Raw genomic sequence first — 15,129 nt, 5'->3', positions numbered from 1 at the left:
CGGGCTACGACCGACGGCCTGTGATCAGGTTGTACACGAGCACGACCAGTGCGATCACCAGCAGGATGTGGACGAGGCTACCGCCGATCTCGAAGCTGAAGCCCAGCAGCCAAAGGACTACCAGGATGACGAAGATGGTCCACAGCATTTCTCTCTCCTCCTTGAGGCGAGCAAGTGATTAGTCCAGGGTCAGTTACTCCGGGTCTACCCACATCCGGTCACTTTCTCTCATCGCCTCCCTCGTGCTGGCGAACGTCTGCCGCCAACGTGATGATCCTGTCCGCCGTTTCCGGCGACATGGAGTACTTGAATATGCCTGCATCAACGAAGTGCCTCGCCTCGAACGGCCAGCTGCTCATGGAGTAGCGACCGCGAACGCGCTTCTCGAACGGGCCAAGCGAGGCGGCAACCTGGCGCGCCGTCAGGCCGGAGACGAGGGAGATGTCCTTGATGGTGACCCATCCGGGTGACCCCTCGGCTATCGCGAGCAGAATCTGCCGCATCGCGGACGATGACTCGATGAACATCCGATCGATCATCGACGGGGTCCAGACCTCCGAGTGATCGTCCCCGGAGATATGGCGCTCGGCGGATGGCCTGAACGGCTCTCGTGAGAGCAGTTCGTAGACTTCCTGGACACGATCGGCCGGAACCGGGACGCTCACGAACTCAGGCACTGACCTCACCTCTCCGTGGTTGCTAATTATTCTTACCCGCAGTTACCTTTGGCTAACCACAGCTGTACCACCAGTCCGCTGCGGAGGCGCGCGCAGAAGAACCGCCCCAGTGGGACGGCTCTTCGATCATCACTATGATGGCCAGAGACAGAGTGCTTATCGGCCGAGCAGGATCAGGACGCCCGCAGCGATGGCAAGCGCAGCAGTTATGATACCGATGCCGGGAATCGAAATGCTGACCACCTGCAGTACGCCCGTCACGATAAGCCAGATAGCCAGCAGTATCAGTCCGAGATTCTTGGGTGACTTCATGTCATTCACCTCCCTGTTCGAGTTGATTCCCAACGCCGCTGTCCATCTCGTCCTTGGCGTTCGGCCGGATGCGTTGCCGTTGTCCCGGCACGACGGTGAATCGGCCGGAAGGATTCAGTGGTTGGGCCTACAGCAACAGGCGATCTCGCGGCTGCGAAGCGGAACCGAAGGCGTAGCAGGTGAGGAAATCCCCAGCTCACACGCACAAAGGGCCTGACCCTTCGGCCCGACCCTTCGGAAGTATCTATGGTGGCCAGAGACGGACTTGAACCGCCGACACGGGGATTTTCAGTCCCCTGCTCTACCAACTGAGCTACCTGGCCATGTGGTGCTGCAAGAGAGTACCCAACGGCCGGAATGAACGCAAGCCGCCGCGGGAGTCCCGGATTGAGCCCAGAGCTACTCGGCGAGTAGGTTCGCTACCATCGCGAGCAGGCCGTCAGCATCCACCGGTTTGGTGACGAACTCGTCGCACCCGGCGTCGCGTGCCCGCTCCTCATCCCGCTCCATCGAGTGTGCGGTAAGCGCAACGAGCGGGATGTTCCGGAACCGTTCATCGGCCTTGATGCGCCGCGTGGCCTCGTAGCCGTCGATCCGCGGCAGCTGCATGTCCATCAAGATGAGGTCCGGCACGTCTTGCTCGAGCATCTCGAGCGCCTCGGCGCCGTCCTCGGCCACCAGGAGTTCGTAGCCCTGCTGCTCGAGCAGAAACGACATCAGGTAGCGGTTCTGCGGATTGTCTTCCACGATGAGAATGCGCTTGGCCACTGCAATCCCTTCAGCCGCCGGTCTCTCCCATTGTAACCACGGCGCCGCACTCATCGCCAACCCAACCCGCGCTCACTCGCCGAGAAGCCGCTCGGCATTCCCGCCGAGGATACCGTCGAGTTCCCCGGCGTCCAGCCCGAGCCGCCTGAGATGCGCGATCTCGACAGCCGCGTCGGTCCACGGCCCATCCGAGCCGAAGAGCACCTTATGCGCCCCGTGATCGCGGATGAGCGCCAGGAACTCGGTGTCGGGCAGGTGGCGCGGCACGTACGCCGTGTCGAAGTACGCGTCGCGCCCGCAGAGGTGCTCGCACACCTCGGCCCAGCACTGGTAGCCGCCCATGTGCGCGAGGATGCACGTAAGCGCCGGGAAGTCGTCGAGCACCCGGGCGAATGACGCCGGCCGCGCCTCCACTCCCATTTCGACCACGAAGCCGCCCGCGTGGAACAAGATGACCATGCCGAGGTCGATGGCCGCCTCGTAGATCGGGGCGAGGCGTGCCTCCTCCGGCGAGAAGTCCTGGTTCTGCGAGTGGAGCTTGATACCGCGCACGCCGAGGGAGACGAGCCGCGCCATTTCGGCCGCGGGTTCCGGGAAGTCGGGGTGCATCGCGCCGAACGGGATGATACGTGTGCGGTCGAGTGAGGCGATCCAGTCGTTGATGGTCACCACCTGCGAGGGCTTGGTCGCCACAGGCGCCACCAGCGAGCGGTCCACGCCGGTGCGGTCCATAGCTGCGACGAGACCGAGAATCGTCCCGTCGTAGTGCGCGGTAACCCCGCCGAACTCGATGAGCGAGGCGACGGCCGCCGGCGCGATCGCGTCGGTGAAGGCATGCGTATGGACGTCGATGATGCTCAGAGTCGTCTCCTGTGGGTCGCGGGGCGGCGATGGCACCCGGCCAGTCTAGCGCACCCGGCGCGACAGGCGCTTGCGGCTACCTCGTATTGCCTGGTACTGTCTATTGCATAGTATTCCCCGGGGGACAGGACCACCGTGGCCAAACGGCCGACACAGAGCGCACCCGACGACTTTGATTCGTGGGCGACCCAGCTGCGTAAGGGCATCATCGAGCTCATGATCTTGAGCCTCGTGAGCCGTGAGCAGTTGTACGGCTACGCGATCGTCCGTGAGCTCAAGGAGCGCGGCGGGCTCGTCGCAGGCGAAGGGACCGTCTACCCCGTCTTGCGCCGCCTCGAGTCGGACGGGCTCGTGACCGCCGCGTGGTCCGACGAGGGCCCGGCGGGTCCGCGCAAGTACTACCGCATCACGAGCGCAGGCAGTGCGTTCCTCGAGCGCGCCTGGGCGGAGTGGGGCGTTGTTTCCTCCGCGCTCGACGAACTGAGGGGCGAGTAGATGACCGAGCAGGAACACCGCGACGTGCAGGGGTATCTCGCCGAGGTGCGCCGCGCGCTGCGCGGTCTGCCAAAGGTGGATGCGGACGACACGGTCGAGGAGATCCGCACGCACCTGTTCGAGGAGATCGGCGAGCGCGGCGACGCGCAGGCCGTTCTCGCGGACTTTGGCGACGCCGTCGCGGTGGCCTCGGCGATCGTGGAGCGGCGGATACGCCCCGAGGACGGCCCGCCCGTGCCGCAGGCATCGCTCGGGCGGCGGTACAGCGCCTGGGCTACCGACGCGGTGGTCGGGTTCGGCCCGATTCTTCTCGTGCCCACGGCACTCACCTTCCTGTGGCTCGCGCTGGTGGGAATCGGCGACTCGGTATTCGCGCCCGTCTGGATCCAGCTCGCCGAACACGTGGCGTACTGGTGGCTCACCGCACTCGGTTACACCGCCCTGATCGTCCCGGAGCCGGTGCCGGTGTGGCACCTGGTGATGGGCGGCCTGCTCCTCGGCTGGGCAGCGTTCTACTGGATCGTCCTCCGGCGGGGCATGTCGAAGAGCCTCGGAATGTGGATGACCGGCCTACGCGGCATCCGCCTCAACGATGACCGCATCGTGGTGCGCGAGCGCGACATCGCCCAGCACCCCGAACCGCTCGGCGTCGGCCGAAACCGTTGGTGGATCCTCGTAGCGGCGATCCCGACCGGCTGCCTATGCATCGTGCTGCTGCTCTACTACCTGTGGATGTGCATCGGCCCGTTCCTGCCGCCGCGGATACTGGGGTAGGCGAACGTGAGGCCCTCCTGGTCGGGAGGGCCTCAGTCGTCTTGATCCGAACAAAGCGTGGACGACGCCTACTCGTCTTCGAGCTCCGCTTGTGCGGCCTTCTTGGCCTTCATGTTGGCCATGATCTTGCCCCACACCTTGAGCTTGAGGTAGCCGATACCCACGACGGCCACCACGATCAGCACCCACCAGTACCAGTCCATGTGCTCCCGGCTCCCTTCGGTTGATCGGTTGTCGCTACTGCCCCGCCATCTGAGCCTGCATACGCTTTGCGAGCCACCACGCGAGGACGCCGAGCGCTGCTGTGATGCCGAGCGCCACGGCAAGCTCACTCCAGACTGCGGTCACGGACTCGCCCATCACCGACACCTGCCAGATCGGCTCGATGATCCAGTAGAGCGGGAACAGCTTGGCGATCCACTGCGGCCAGTCGGGGAAGATGTAGAACACGGCCGGCGCGAAGAGGAAGATGCCCGCCCCCTTCACGATGCCGAACATCATCGCGGAGTCCTTGGCGAACACGCCCACGACCACGCCGAGCATGGCCGACAGCATTGCCGCAATGATCACCACGAGAACGACATCGAGCCAGTTCGAACCGATTGCGCCGTTCATCGCAAGCGAGGCCACGCCCATGACCGACGCGAGGATCACGCCGAACAGCCACTTGGCCGCGAGGACCTCGGCGGTCTTGACCGGCGTCACGAGGATCGCCATGAGCGTGCCCTGCTCCTTCTCCTCGACGATGTTGGAACCGGGCACGAACAGCCCCGCGATGACCAGTGCGTAGAAGACGATGACCGGGATCAGGCGGATCGAGATGGGAAGCCCCTCTTCGCCGAAGTCGACGATGTCCACCGTCACCGGCGCCACGCTCCCCTCGAGCTCGCGCACGAGATCGAGAGCGGTCACGGTAAGGATGATGCGGTTGGAGGCATAGCTCTCGCCGCCGATGAAGAACTGAAGCGTTGGCTTGTCGCCGCCCTTGACGGCCTCATCGAAGCCTTCGGGGAGGATGAGTCCGGCGTCGAGATCGTTGGCCTCGACCTGCCGTTTCAGCTCGGCCTCGTCATCGAACAAGGTGAGTTCGATGCCCTCCGTGTCCTCGATACCCGCCGTGATGGCCGAATCGCCCTGGTCGACGACACCGAGACGGGGTTCTGGATCGAAGAGCGACCCGAACGCCACTTGCAGGATCAGCGTGAGCGCCACGGGCAGCACGATCGCCCACAAGAAGATCGGCGAGCGCGGGCCGAGCGCGAGATCCTTCCTCAGGACCCTCCATATGCGAGAGAGACTCATAGCGACTCCACCTTCCGCTTGAGTGCGATGAGGCCGGCTCCGTAGAGCACCACGAGCCACGCCGCCGCATACGCGAGCGACCCCCATGAGTCGGACCAGGTGGCACCGTAGACCGTGGACCGGACGAGCACGTCGATGATCGGATACGTGGGGATGATGCGCACCCAGGGCGCCACCGATCCGGGGAACATGATCGACAGCGTGGGGATGAGCAGCGGGATGGTGAACAGCATCGCGTAGAACAGCTGGCCCATGAAATCCTTGCCTGCCGAGCCGACGAACAGCGCGACTCCCGTGAACATGATCGCGCCCATGAGCAGCACAACGAGCAGGAGCGACCAGTTCTCGGCGGTGATCCCACCGATGAGGGCAAGCATGATGAGCGCCTGCGAGAACGACATGGCCGTCCCGAAGATCGTCTTGGCGGCGAGGAAGTCGCCCACCTTCGCGGGCGTCACGAGCACGGCGGTCACCGTGCGCTGGAGCACCTCGGTCGAGACGAGCGAGGCCATGGAGAACGTCTCCATCAGAAGGATCATGAAGAGCAGGAGCGGACGCGTCTTCTCCTGCAGCGTCACCTGATCGCCCGAGCGGTCCTGCCCGAGGATGATCGACTCCTCGGCGGGGATGCTCACGGGCAGCTCCTTGCCCGCGAGCTGGTAGGCTGCCTCGCGGACGAACGAGCGCATCGCGCCCTTGATCTCATCCGGCACGCCCGCATCGGAGTAGACGGTGACGGTGATGTCGTCCTTGCCGGTGGCGACCTGGGAGATGAAGCCTGTCGGGAAGGCGATGCCGATGTCCACGTTCACGCGCTCGGCGTTGTCGGGCTTGTCCTCGTCGGCCTCCTTGTCGCGGAAGACGAACTCGCCGTCGGCGGTCTGCCAGGCCTCGATCGTGCCCTCGATGACGCCGGTCATCTGCCCCTCGTCCTCGAACTCGAGGAGAAGCAGGCCCTCCTGCTCGCCGGTGAGATCGGCCTCGTCGAGTTCGGCGAGCTGCTCCTCGGTGGCGCCGAGGTCACGGAGCGTGTCTTTGCCGTCCTCGATGAGCGCCGAGACCGGTGGCGATACCGCAAGCGTGATGGTCTCGTCGACCGAGTCGGGCAGGAAACGGAAGGTGATCGGCACCGCGATCAGCACCAGCAGCGTCAGCAGCAGGTACACGGTGTCGCGGGAGTACGCCTTGAACTCCTTCTTGAGCAGCGCCCAGATGATCGCAGGGCGCGACACGGCGCGGCTCATCCCTCAAGCCCCCTACCCGTCAGCTGGATGAAGATCTGCTCCAGCGTCGCTTCCTCGGTGTGGATGGTAAGGAGGTTCGGACTGGCGGCCAGCTCCGCGAGCCGGGCCGAGGAACCGTCGCCGTCCAGCGGCAGGACCTCCTCGCGCACGACATCGCCCTCGCGCAGGCGCACCTTCACCGAGCGGGTCCCGTACTTGAGCTTCAGGTTCTCGGCGGAGTCGAGCGCCACGATCTCGCCCTCGTTGATGAAGGCGACCCGGTCGGAGAGCTCGTCCGCCTCGAACATGTCGTGCGTTGTCAGCAGGACCGCCGCACCGCGCTCGGCCTCCTCCTTTATGGTCCTGCGGATGGCCGCCGAGGTGACCGGGTCGAGCCCGTCGGTGGGCTCATCTAAGAAGAGCACGTCGGGCTTGTTGATGAACGCGCGCGAAATCATCATGCGCTGTCGCATGCCTTTGGAGAACGTCTTGACGCGGTCCTTGGCGCGGTCCGCCAGCCCGACACGCCGGAGCACTCCTTCGGCGTCAGGATCCTTGATCCCATAGAGACTCGCGAAGAACTCGAGATTCTCCTTGGCCGACATGTTGATATAGAGGTTCTTCTCTTCGAAACACACCCCGATGCGCGCCTGCAGCTCGGGATTGTCTGTGGCTACATCTATCCCAAGCACTCTCGCTACGCCGGACTTGGGCGTGAGCTGACCGGTGAGCATCTTGATGGTGGTCGACTTTCCGGCGCCGTTCGGGCCGAGGAAGCCAAGGATCTCGCCCGGCTGCACGTCGAAGTCGATTCCCTTCACCGCCTCGAGGTCCCCGTAGGAGAAGCGCAGCCCCTCCACCTGGATGGCGTGCGCTCCCGTGCGTGCTGCGTCAGTCATCGTCCTTCCTTCTTCCGTTTCGCGATGTACTCGTCGACCAATGCCGGGACGCGCTCCTCGTAGAAGGCAAAGATGTCCCGCATCTCCTCGATGTTGTGAAGCCGCGCCGGATCGTCCCCGATCGCCTCGATCCCACGCTCGAGCAGAAGCCGCATGTTCGTGTATTCGCGCACTTTGGACTTGAGAAGCGTCGAGAATATCTCCGGATCGGCGCTGAACTGCCACTCGCGCTCACCACGCCTGTGGGACCGCCGGATGGCACCCATCGCGGCGAGTTGTCGTCCGCCGGTACTCACGGACGCCTTGCTGATTTGCAGAGCCTCCGTGAGGTCGCTCGTGGACTGCTCGGGCGGGTCGGAGACGAGCAGGTACGCCCAGATGAGCCCGGTGGCCCGGCTGAGGCCGAACCCGGCGAAGTACGACCCGAACTCCTCGACGAACCGCATCACTGCATCTTGATCGGCGTGTGCGCCCACATGCACCTCCACAAGGTCGAGCTTATGTTGCCCATATTCACAACGTTCAGTACGTTGTGAACTTTCACTACTATATCCCCTCCGGCGATGCTGTCAACCAGCCTCCGCGACGTCCCCGATGCCCCGATGGCCGTTCGTCGGCTACACTCGGATGTGTCCCCACGAGAGTAGGAGCCGAGATGACCGAGGACCGGCACTGCGGCGCATGCAGGTCCCCCGCTGTGCCTGCTGACACGTTCTGCACGAGATGCGGAACGCAGTTGCCCGCGGCCGCACCGCCTGCTCCAGCTTCCACGCCCGTGCGGCCCGCGGCTGAACCATCCGGCGAGCGCGTGATCGCCGTGATCGGCGGGCTGACCCTCGTCGAAGGCTTCATGGGCCTCAAGCAGAAGGCGTACACGCTGATCATCACCGAGCGTCGCCTCATCTTCTCCGAGGTCAACAAGGAGAGGGCCAAGGCGATCATCGACGCGGCTCGTGACGGCGCGAAGGCCGAAGGCAAGGGCTTCTTCGGGCAGTGGGGTGCGCAGATGAAGTCGTCGACAAGCTACAACGATGTGTACTGGCAGATGTCGCCGGATGCCGCGCTGGCGGAGACGCCGGGCAACTGGGCGGTCGAGCGCTCGCAGTACCAGGGCGCGAAGTTCCGCACGAGCATGGCCGATGAGAACAACAGCACACCCGACGTGCTGATCATCAAAGCCGCGACGGGCAAGTGGAAGTTCCACGTGCTGGGCAGCTTGAGTTCTGTGAAGAAGAAGTTCAAAGAGGTCGGCCTGGCATAACGTGACGCATGACACCCTCATCGAACTCCGCGATGCCGAGGTCGTCCGCGGCGGGCGGACGATCCTCCAGGTGGACTCGCTCTCCTTCCTCGAGGGCGAGCACGTGGCGGTCCTCGGCCCCAACGGCGCCGGCAAGTCCACGCTCATCGGCCTGGTGACCCGCGATGTCCGGCCGCTCGCGCGCGATGCCGCACCTGTGATGCTCCGCGGGCAGGCCCGCTGGGACCTCTTCGAGGCCCGGCGTGTGTTCGGCGTGGTGTCCGACCTTCTGCAGGACGACTACCGCAAGGCCGTCACCGTGCGCGACGTGGTGCTCTCGGGCTTCTTCGGCTCGATCGGACTCTATCGCCGCGCCGAGGTGACTCCGGCGATGGCCGCGCGTGCCGACGAGCTGCTCGACTACCTCGGAATCCAGCCTCTGGCCGGACGAACGATGGAGACGCTCTCGACCGGCGAGGCCCGTCGCGCGCTGATCGGCCGTGCGCTGGTGCACGAACCGGCGCTGCTCGTGCTCGACGAGCCCACGCACGGTCTGGACCTGGCGGGCACCTATCACTTCCTGCAGCTGGTTCGCCGACTCGCCGAGACCACCGCGCTCATGGTCGTCACCCACCACGTTGCCGATATCGTGCCCGAGGTCGAGCGGGTCGTGATGCTGAAGGACGGCCGCGTGTTTCGCGACGGGCCCAAGGCCGATCTGCTCACGGGTGGGGCGCTCACGAACCTCTACGGCGTGCCGGCGATGATCGAAGAGCGCGACGGCTGGTACCGCCTCTGGTAAAAGGCGCGTTCCCTCTTCCCGGACGCGCCCGGCTCACTACTCTTTCGGCGGCAGCGGAACGAACACGCTCGTCTTACGCGCGTACTCGGCCCACCCTGGCTTCTCGGCCATCTTCTTCTCCAGCAACGGGACTCCCGAGACGAACAGCAGCACCAGCGTGATCGAGAGCGGGCTGATGATCGCTAGCCACCCGTTCGGCACCGAGAGCGCGATCAGCCACAGGCCCCACCACTGCGTAGCCTCGCCGAAGTAGTTGGGATGACGCGTGTAGCGCCACAGACCGGTGTCCAGGATTCGTCCGCGTGAGGCCGGGTCGGAGACGAACGCCTTGAGCTGGGCGTCACCGACCGACTCGAAGACGAAGCCGAGCAACCAGACGGCGACTCCGAGACCGTCGAGCCAGCCGAGCGGACCGCCGCCATCGGCGCCTACCACGACAATGGACGCGGCGATCGCCAGCATGAACACGCCCTGGAGCAGGAAGACCTGCAGGTAGGTGCGGATGAGGAACCACTTGCCCCAGTCCGCGCGCCACTGCGCGTAGCGGAAATCCTCGGCCTTGCCGCGGTTGCGCGAGTACACATGAACGGCGAGTCGCACGCCCCAGGCGAGCACGAGCGCGGCTACGAGCCCGAGGCGCGCTGAGACGGGCTCCTGCCCGAGCAGCGCGAGGCCCGCGATCATGATGAAGCCGAGGCCCCAGGCGGTGTCGGCAAGATCGTTGCGCTTGCGAACGAGCGCGATCACGTACCAGACCGTCATGTAGCCGAGGACGGCCGCCGCCGCGATCAGATACGCCTGTGCGATCGCCTGCATCCCATACCTCCCGTTGTCGGTGTTGCCCTGAGAATGCCCGCGCCTCACCGTGGGGTAACATCATCACCAGATGCCGACCGTCACCCGGGGGGAACCATGGGCAGCACGCGGAGATTCACCATCCTGCACTCCAACGACATGCACGGCGACTTCTTCGCCGAGCAGGCAGCAGGAGGAGGCCCGCTCACCGGTGGCCTGCCGCTGCTCTCGGGCTACCTCAACAAGGTCCGCGCCGAGGAGAAGAACGTCATCTACTGCATCTCGGGCGACATGCTGCAGGGATCGATCATCGACTCGGACTTCAAGGGCGTCTCGACGATCGAGGTCATGAACTACCTCGCGCCGGACATCGTCGGCCTCGGTAACCACGAGGTGGACTACGGCGTGCCGCACCTGCTGTTCCTCGAGAAGATCGCCAACTTCCCCATCGTGAACGCCAACATCTACATCAAGCCGTTCAACAAACGGATGATGATGCCCCACTACGTGATGGAGAAGGACGGCTTCGAGATCCTGTTCACCGGCATTTTGACCGAGAAGGCGCTCGACGCGATCAGGCTCGACGAGCTCATCGGTACGTTCGTGGACATCCACGAGGCGGCCGACGAGGTGGGGCGCATCACCAACGCGTACAAGAACGACGACATCGACCTCACCATCATCCTCACCCACATCGGCTTCGAGAGCGACAAGGAACTCGCCGAGCACCTCGACCCGGCGTGGGGCGTGGACATGATCATCGGCGGGCACTCGCACACGATCCTGAGCGAGCCCGCGCAGGTCAACGGCGTGCTCATCGCGCAGGCGGGCACCGGCACCAACCAGATCGGCCGCTTCGACATCGAGGTGGACGACGACACCAACTCGATCGTGAACTGGACGTGGCAGCTCATCCCCATCGACGAGAACATCGCCGAGCCAGACCTCAAGCTCACTGAGTTCATCGACTCGTTCAAGGACATCGTGGACCGCAAGTATGGCGTGGTGATCTGCAAGTTCACTGATAGGCTCACACACCCCTTGCGCGAGGAGGAAAGCGCGCTCGGCAACCTGCTTGCCGACGCGCTCGCCGAGTCCCTCGGACTCGACGTGATGCTCCTCGGCGCCGGCTCGGTGCGCGTGAAGGAACTCGGCCCCACCGTGACGCTCATGGACTTCATGGGCTGCTTCCCGTACGACGACAGCGTGACCCGCTACACCGTGACCGGGAAGACGCTCAAGACGATGTTCGCGCGGTGGATGCGGACCGAGAACCGCCTCTCTGGTGAGGGCGAGTGCTACCAGGTGAACGGCGCCGTGCGGGCGCGATACCGCGACGCCGGCGAGACGCTCGTCTCTCTCGAGCTGGGCGGCGCGCCGGTGGCTGACGACGCGATCTACACGGTCGGGCTGCAGGGCTACCACGCCGCCAACTGCGAGCCGTACCTGGGCGTGACAGCCGCCGAGCTCATGGCTGCGGGCGACTCGAAAGTCGTGTCGACCTCAGCACAGCAGGTGCTCGACGAGTGGCTTCGCACCCACCCGAACGTGGGTCGTGCTGTGGAGGGACGGCTGGTCTACGAATAGAACGCGCGCCAGAGCGATTACCGCCGGATGATCCGCCCCAGCAGCGGCGTCTTCACCTCGATGGCACGCTCCGGGCACATCTCCTGGCAGCAGTAGCAGCGGATGCACCGCTCGTAGTCGTGCGCGGGCGGCACGCTCCGGTCGCCACCGACCCAGTCCACGGCCTTCGGATCGACAGGGCACACCTGCACGCAGGTGCCGCAGCGCGTGCAGCGGTCGTGGACGATGAACGGGCGGGGTGTGATGAGGCGCTTCACAGTCGAGCTGCTCATCCGCCCGCCGGTCGTAGAGGCGTGACTCCGGTTCACGACGTAGTCGTCGAGCACCGGCAACTCATCGCCAAGAAGCTCAATGTCGGTCGCGTTCCCGAGGCCCCAGCGCTCGCCGTAGACCACCGTGTCCACGAGCGCACGGTCGAGCGCCATGATCCGGCAACCGAGCGCGTCGAGCGCAACCATGTCATCGGACAGCAGCAGCACCCCGACCTGCCTGGGGTCGCCGTTGCGCGGCCCGTTGCCCTCCATCGCTACGATGGCGTCCATCACGGCCAGCCGGGGGCGCAGCAAGCGGTTGAGGTCCACCAGCATCTGGCTGAAGTGCTCGATGTCCGGCACCCGCGAGTGGAACTCGTTCTTGAGCAGCCCGGGGATGCACCCGAACTGGTTCTTGGTCGCGCCGGTCATTCGCGTAAGCGCGTGGGTCTTGAGCTTCGGGAGCGAGACGAGCCCGTCGGCCGAGGCAACCCCCTCGGCGATCGTGAACTGCTTGATGAGCCGCCCGTCGGGAAACGAGAGTGTCCGTCCGTGCTCGAAATCCGCCATGGACAGGCCGAGCATCTCGGCGGCCTCGACGATCCCGGCGCGCTTGCCCGCACCTGCCGTGGTGCCGAATCCGGGCGAGTCTCCCCATGCGAGTCGTGCGCCAGCCGCAGCCAGCTCCCGTGCGACCGCCGAGAAGACCGCGGGGTGCGTGGTGACCGCCTTGTCGGCGCCGCTCGGCACCAGCAGGTTCGGCTTCAGGACGATGCGCTCGCCCGCGCGCACGAACGCCTCTGCGCCGCCGAGCAGGTCCAGGCCGCGGGATACCGCCGCCTGGACGGCAGGAGTATCGTAGGTATCACACCTGATGACAGCCACACGAGCCTTCGGAATGTCTGGTCCTTTCGGCGGTTGTGGCAATTGTGACACGAGTGCGCGCCACGCCGGGCGCGGGTGCACGCGAGAGGAGCGCCTCATGGGCGAGCAGGGCAGCGAGCGGTACGACGTGGTGGTGATCGGCGCCGGTCCCGCAGGACTCACCGCCGGGATGTACACGTCGCGCCAAGGCCTCAAGACCGCGATCGTGGGCGGCGAGGTCGGCGGGCAGGCGCTGTGGGCCGGCGAGGTGGAGAACTACCTCGGCTGGCGGCTCGTGACCGGCAAGGAACTCGTGCAGAACTTCCGCGACCACGTGGCGCAGTTCGGCGTGAAGTGCCTGGAGGGGCAGCTCGTGAACGCGATCGTGCCCGCCGACGACGGCTTCGAGGTCTACACCCGAGAGGGCACCGTGCTGCCCACCCACGCGATCATCATCGCCACGGGCAAGGCGCCGAACCGGCTCGCGGTACCCGGCGAGCAGGAGTTCGTGGGCCGCGGCGTGTCGTACTGCGCCACCTGCGATGCCGCGTTCTTCAAAGACGCCGACGTGGCCGTGGTGGGCCCGGGCGAGTCCGCTGCCGATGCCGCACTGGAACTCGCGACCCTCGGCGCTCGCGTCACGCTCATCACCCTCCAGGCGCTCAAAGTGCCCGAGGCGATGCTCGAGCGCGTGACGGCGTCGGCGAGCATCACGCTGATGACCGGCTGGAAGGTGACCGAGATCGCAGGCGACTCCCGCGTGACCGGCCTGAAGCTGAAGAATCCCAAGGAGGGCGCCGAGCAGACGATCGCAGTCTCCGGCGTGTTCATCGAAAGCGGCTCGATCGCGGTTTCCGAGTTCACCGCCGGCCTCGTCGAGATGAACGAGCAGGGCGAGATCGTCATCGACAACCGCGGGGCCACGAGCGCGGTGGGCATCTACGCCGCGGGTGACGTGACCGACACGCCCGGCAAGCAGATCATCATCGCCGCTGGCGAGGGCGCCCGGGCAGCGATGGCACTTTCGCGCGACCTCAAGCGCCGCTAGGGACGCGCGTACGGGCTGCTCAGGATCTGGACCATCGCCTCGTCGATCGAGTCGGTGATCCGGATCAGGTCGATGTCCGCGGGCGTGATCGTGCCTTCGGCCACCATCCTGCTCTGGAAGAAGTCGATCATCGGCCCCCAGAAGTCGGCGCCGAGGGCGATCACCGGGAAGTCATCGATCTTGTCGGTCTGCATGAGCACGAGCGTCTCGAAGATCTCATCAAGCGTGCCGAAGCCACCGGGGCAGACCACGAACGCCGACGAGTACTTGACCATGATCACCTTGCGCACGAAGAAGTGCTCGAACTCCATGAAACGGTCGATATAGGGATTCGGGTTCTGCTCCGCCGGGAGGTGGATGTTAGCCCCGATCGAGAGGCCGCCCGCCTCCTTACAGCCGCGGTTGGCCGCCTCCATGACTCCCGGGCCACCGCCCGTCATCACACAGAATCCGGCCTCGCCGAGCGCCCGGCCCATCTCGCGCGCCTGCTCGTAGTACTTGTGCCCTTCGCGGAAACGCGCCGAGCCGAAGACGGTCACGCAGGGACGGTCGACCTGCATGAACTCGAACCCGCGAAGGATCTCGAGGAAGATTCGCACGGCGCCCTCGACGTCGCCGTATCTCCCGTGTTTGCTCGCCAGGAAGTCGGCTTCGGTACCGCGGACCATCTCCAGGAGCGACTCGTCGAATGCGCGCTTGCCGTTGGGTTCGTCTGTCACGAGTGCCTCCCGGCGACGTGGGTGGTCCGTGCACGCGCGGCGAGCGCAATGGCGATCTTCGAGGCGACGCGGACATTGGACCACACGAGCGCCTTGTTCGCAGCCTCGCTCTTGCCGTCGGTGAGCTCGTGGATGCGGGCGAGCAAGAACGGCGTGATGGCCTTGCCGCGCACCCCGCTCTCGCGTGCCTCGGCGAGCGTCGCGTCGATGATCTCGTCGATCATGGCCTTGTCGAGCGCATGCTCCTCGGCGATAGGGTTCGACACCAGCACGCCGCCCTGAAGACCGGTCTCCCACTTGGCCTGCAGCACCGAGGCGATCTCGGCCGGCGTGTCGAAACGGGCGTCCACGCCGAAGCCGGAGTCGCGCGTGTAGAACGCCGGGAACGCGTCCGTCCCGTAGCCGAGCACCGGGACACCACGCGTCTCGAGGTACTCGAGCGTGAGGCCGATGTCGAGGACCGACTTGGCGCCCGCGCAGACTACCGCAAGGCTGGTACGCGCGAGTTCCTC

20 protein-coding genes and 1 tRNA gene are annotated in these 15,129 nt (G+C 65.4%); 6 read left to right on the top strand and 15 right to left on the bottom strand.

Translation table 11 applies throughout. The features are described 5' to 3' along the window. Nucleotides 1-4: 4 nt before the first annotated feature. From Q7W51_10515 to Q7W51_10490, 6 genes are all read right to left on the bottom strand, one after another. Nucleotides 5-148 (bottom strand): lmo0937 family membrane protein, encoded by a 144-nt coding sequence (locus Q7W51_10515; GenBank protein MDO8848804.1) that lies wholly within the window; start codon nucleotides 146-148, stop codon nucleotides 5-7. Between the two features lie 70 nt (nucleotides 149-218). Continuing rightward, the gene (locus tag Q7W51_10510) at nucleotides 219-677 is read right to left on the bottom strand and encodes a hypothetical protein (GenBank protein ID MDO8848803.1); all 459 of its coding nucleotides are present in this window, start codon (nucleotides 675-677) and stop codon (nucleotides 219-221) included. A gap of 156 nt (nucleotides 678-833) precedes the next feature. After that, nucleotides 834-989 (bottom strand): hypothetical protein, encoded by a 156-nt coding sequence (locus Q7W51_10505; GenBank protein ID MDO8848802.1) that lies wholly within the window; start codon nucleotides 987-989, stop codon nucleotides 834-836. A gap of 247 nt (nucleotides 990-1,236) precedes the next feature. Then, nucleotides 1,237-1,312: transfer RNA gene (locus Q7W51_10500), tRNA-Phe, on the bottom strand. Nucleotides 1,313-1,388: 76 nt separating this feature from the next. Then, nucleotides 1,389-1,757: a response regulator gene (locus Q7W51_10495; GenBank protein ID MDO8848801.1), complete on the bottom strand. Its 369-nt coding sequence runs from the start codon at nucleotides 1,755-1,757 to the stop codon at nucleotides 1,389-1,391. Nucleotides 1,758-1,829: 72 nt separating this feature from the next. Next, the gene (locus Q7W51_10490) at nucleotides 1,830-2,654 is read right to left on the bottom strand and encodes an amidohydrolase family protein (GenBank protein MDO8848800.1); all 825 of its coding nucleotides are present in this window, start codon (nucleotides 2,652-2,654) and stop codon (nucleotides 1,830-1,832) included. 99 nt (nucleotides 2,655-2,753) lie between these two features. Between Q7W51_10490 and Q7W51_10485 the strand changes: the two genes are divergently transcribed. After that, the gene (locus Q7W51_10485) at nucleotides 2,754-3,113 is read left to right on the top strand and encodes a PadR family transcriptional regulator (protein MDO8848799.1); all 360 of its coding nucleotides are present in this window, start codon (nucleotides 2,754-2,756) and stop codon (nucleotides 3,111-3,113) included. Further along, entirely contained in the window at nucleotides 3,114-3,887 is a 774-nt protein-coding gene (locus Q7W51_10480; protein MDO8848798.1) for a hypothetical protein, read from the top strand. 68 nt (nucleotides 3,888-3,955) lie between these two features. Here the strand turns inward: Q7W51_10480 and Q7W51_10475 are convergent, their stop codons facing one another. From Q7W51_10475 to Q7W51_10455, 5 genes are read right to left on the bottom strand one after another with little or no spacing between them, the layout of a single operon-like run. Further along, nucleotides 3,956-4,090, bottom strand: a complete 135-nt coding sequence (locus Q7W51_10475; protein MDO8848797.1) for a hypothetical protein — start codon at nucleotides 4,088-4,090, stop codon at nucleotides 3,956-3,958. 34 nt (nucleotides 4,091-4,124) lie between these two features. Beyond that, nucleotides 4,125-5,189, bottom strand: coding sequence for an ABC transporter permease (locus tag Q7W51_10470; protein MDO8848796.1), 1,065 nt, complete (start codon nucleotides 5,187-5,189; stop codon nucleotides 4,125-4,127). Then, a complete protein-coding gene (locus Q7W51_10465; protein MDO8848795.1) occupies nucleotides 5,186-6,433 on the bottom strand; it encodes an ABC transporter permease in 1,248 nt (415 codons plus the stop codon). The genes Q7W51_10470 and Q7W51_10465 overlap by 4 nt, the downstream gene beginning before the upstream one ends. Beyond that, a complete protein-coding gene (locus tag Q7W51_10460) occupies nucleotides 6,430-7,311 on the bottom strand; it encodes an ABC transporter ATP-binding protein (GenBank protein ID MDO8848794.1) in 882 nt (293 codons plus the stop codon). Before Q7W51_10460 ends, Q7W51_10465 begins: the two co-directional genes overlap by 4 nt. Then, on the bottom strand, nucleotides 7,308-7,787 hold the full coding sequence (locus Q7W51_10455) for a MarR family transcriptional regulator (GenBank protein ID MDO8848793.1): 480 nt from the start codon (nucleotides 7,785-7,787) through the stop codon (nucleotides 7,308-7,310). Before Q7W51_10455 ends, Q7W51_10460 begins: the two co-directional genes overlap by 4 nt. A gap of 179 nt (nucleotides 7,788-7,966) precedes the next feature. On the opposite strand from Q7W51_10455, the gene Q7W51_10450 reads away from it, so the two are divergent. Together Q7W51_10450 and Q7W51_10445 are read left to right on the top strand one after the other, a co-directional pair. Further along, the gene (locus Q7W51_10450) at nucleotides 7,967-8,572 is read left to right on the top strand and encodes a hypothetical protein (protein ID MDO8848792.1); all 606 of its coding nucleotides are present in this window, start codon (nucleotides 7,967-7,969) and stop codon (nucleotides 8,570-8,572) included. A 1-nt stretch (nucleotide 8,573) separates the two neighbouring features. Further along, nucleotides 8,574-9,353 carry an ATP-binding cassette domain-containing protein gene (locus Q7W51_10445; protein MDO8848791.1) on the top strand — a complete coding sequence of 260 codons (780 nt, stop codon included), beginning with the start codon at nucleotides 8,574-8,576 and terminating at the stop codon, nucleotides 9,351-9,353. A gap of 36 nt (nucleotides 9,354-9,389) precedes the next feature. Here Q7W51_10445 and Q7W51_10440 read toward each other — a convergent pair whose 3' ends face one another. After that, nucleotides 9,390-10,169: a DUF1295 domain-containing protein gene (locus Q7W51_10440; protein ID MDO8848790.1), complete on the bottom strand. Its 780-nt coding sequence runs from the start codon at nucleotides 10,167-10,169 to the stop codon at nucleotides 9,390-9,392. Nucleotides 10,170-10,265: 96 nt separating this feature from the next. Between Q7W51_10440 and Q7W51_10435 the strand changes: the two genes are divergently transcribed. Then, nucleotides 10,266-11,735: a bifunctional UDP-sugar hydrolase/5'-nucleotidase gene (locus tag Q7W51_10435; protein ID MDO8848789.1), complete on the top strand. Its 1,470-nt coding sequence runs from the start codon at nucleotides 10,266-10,268 to the stop codon at nucleotides 11,733-11,735. A 17-nt stretch (nucleotides 11,736-11,752) separates the two neighbouring features. Here Q7W51_10435 and Q7W51_10430 read toward each other — a convergent pair whose 3' ends face one another. Then, a complete protein-coding gene (locus Q7W51_10430) occupies nucleotides 11,753-12,871 on the bottom strand; it encodes a DUF362 domain-containing protein (GenBank protein ID MDO8848788.1) in 1,119 nt (372 codons plus the stop codon). A gap of 97 nt (nucleotides 12,872-12,968) precedes the next feature. On the opposite strand from Q7W51_10430, the gene Q7W51_10425 reads away from it, so the two are divergent. Beyond that, nucleotides 12,969-13,898, top strand: a complete 930-nt coding sequence (locus tag Q7W51_10425; GenBank protein ID MDO8848787.1) for an FAD-dependent oxidoreductase — start codon at nucleotides 12,969-12,971, stop codon at nucleotides 13,896-13,898. Here Q7W51_10425 and Q7W51_10420 read toward each other — a convergent pair. Then, nucleotides 13,895-14,617 (bottom strand): TIGR00730 family Rossman fold protein, encoded by a 723-nt coding sequence (locus Q7W51_10420; protein ID MDO8848786.1) that lies wholly within the window; start codon nucleotides 14,615-14,617, stop codon nucleotides 13,895-13,897. The two genes, Q7W51_10425 and Q7W51_10420, sit on opposite strands and share 4 nt — an antisense overlap. Beyond that, a partial coding sequence (locus tag Q7W51_10415) for a pseudouridine-5'-phosphate glycosidase (GenBank protein ID MDO8848785.1) occupies nucleotides 14,614-15,129 on the bottom strand: 516 nt, incomplete at its 5' end. The genes Q7W51_10415 and Q7W51_10420, both read right to left, overlap by 4 nt.

This window comes from Coriobacteriia bacterium, from assembly GCA_030652115.1.
GTDB lineage: Bacteria > Actinomycetota > Coriobacteriia > Anaerosomatales > Anaerosomataceae > UBA6100.
Note: the sequence above shows the minus strand (reverse complement) of the source record. Positions and strands in the feature narration are given on the sequence as shown.

Excerpts from the sequence above, each read along its gene's own strand:
- Q7W51_10515 (MDO8848804.1), bottom strand. The coding sequence starts at position 148 with ATGCTGTGGACCATCTTCGTCATCCTGGTAGTCCTTTGGCTGCTGGGC.
- Q7W51_10505 (MDO8848802.1), bottom strand. The coding sequence starts at position 989 with ATGAAGTCACCCAAGAATCTCGGACTGATACTGCTGGCTATCTGGCTT.
- Q7W51_10480 (MDO8848798.1), top strand. The coding sequence starts at position 3,114 with ATGACCGAGCAGGAACACCGCGACGTGCAGGGGTATCTCGCCGAGGTG.
- Q7W51_10475 (MDO8848797.1), bottom strand. The coding sequence starts at position 4,090 with ATGGACTGGTACTGGTGGGTGCTGATCGTGGTGGCCGTCGTGGGTATC.
- Q7W51_10470 (MDO8848796.1), bottom strand. The coding sequence starts at position 5,189 with ATGAGTCTCTCTCGCATATGGAGGGTCCTGAGGAAGGATCTCGCGCTC.
- Q7W51_10465 (MDO8848795.1), bottom strand. The coding sequence starts at position 6,433 with ATGAGCCGCGCCGTGTCGCGCCCTGCGATCATCTGGGCGCTGCTCAAG.
- Q7W51_10460 (MDO8848794.1), bottom strand. The coding sequence starts at position 7,311 with ATGACTGACGCAGCACGCACGGGAGCGCACGCCATCCAGGTGGAGGGG.
- Q7W51_10450 (MDO8848792.1), top strand. The coding sequence starts at position 7,967 with ATGACCGAGGACCGGCACTGCGGCGCATGCAGGTCCCCCGCTGTGCCT.
- Q7W51_10440 (MDO8848790.1), bottom strand. The coding sequence starts at position 10,169 with ATGCAGGCGATCGCACAGGCGTATCTGATCGCGGCGGCGGCCGTCCTC.
- Q7W51_10435 (MDO8848789.1), top strand. The coding sequence starts at position 10,266 with ATGGGCAGCACGCGGAGATTCACCATCCTGCACTCCAACGACATGCAC.
- Q7W51_10425 (MDO8848787.1), top strand. The coding sequence starts at position 12,969 with ATGGGCGAGCAGGGCAGCGAGCGGTACGACGTGGTGGTGATCGGCGCC.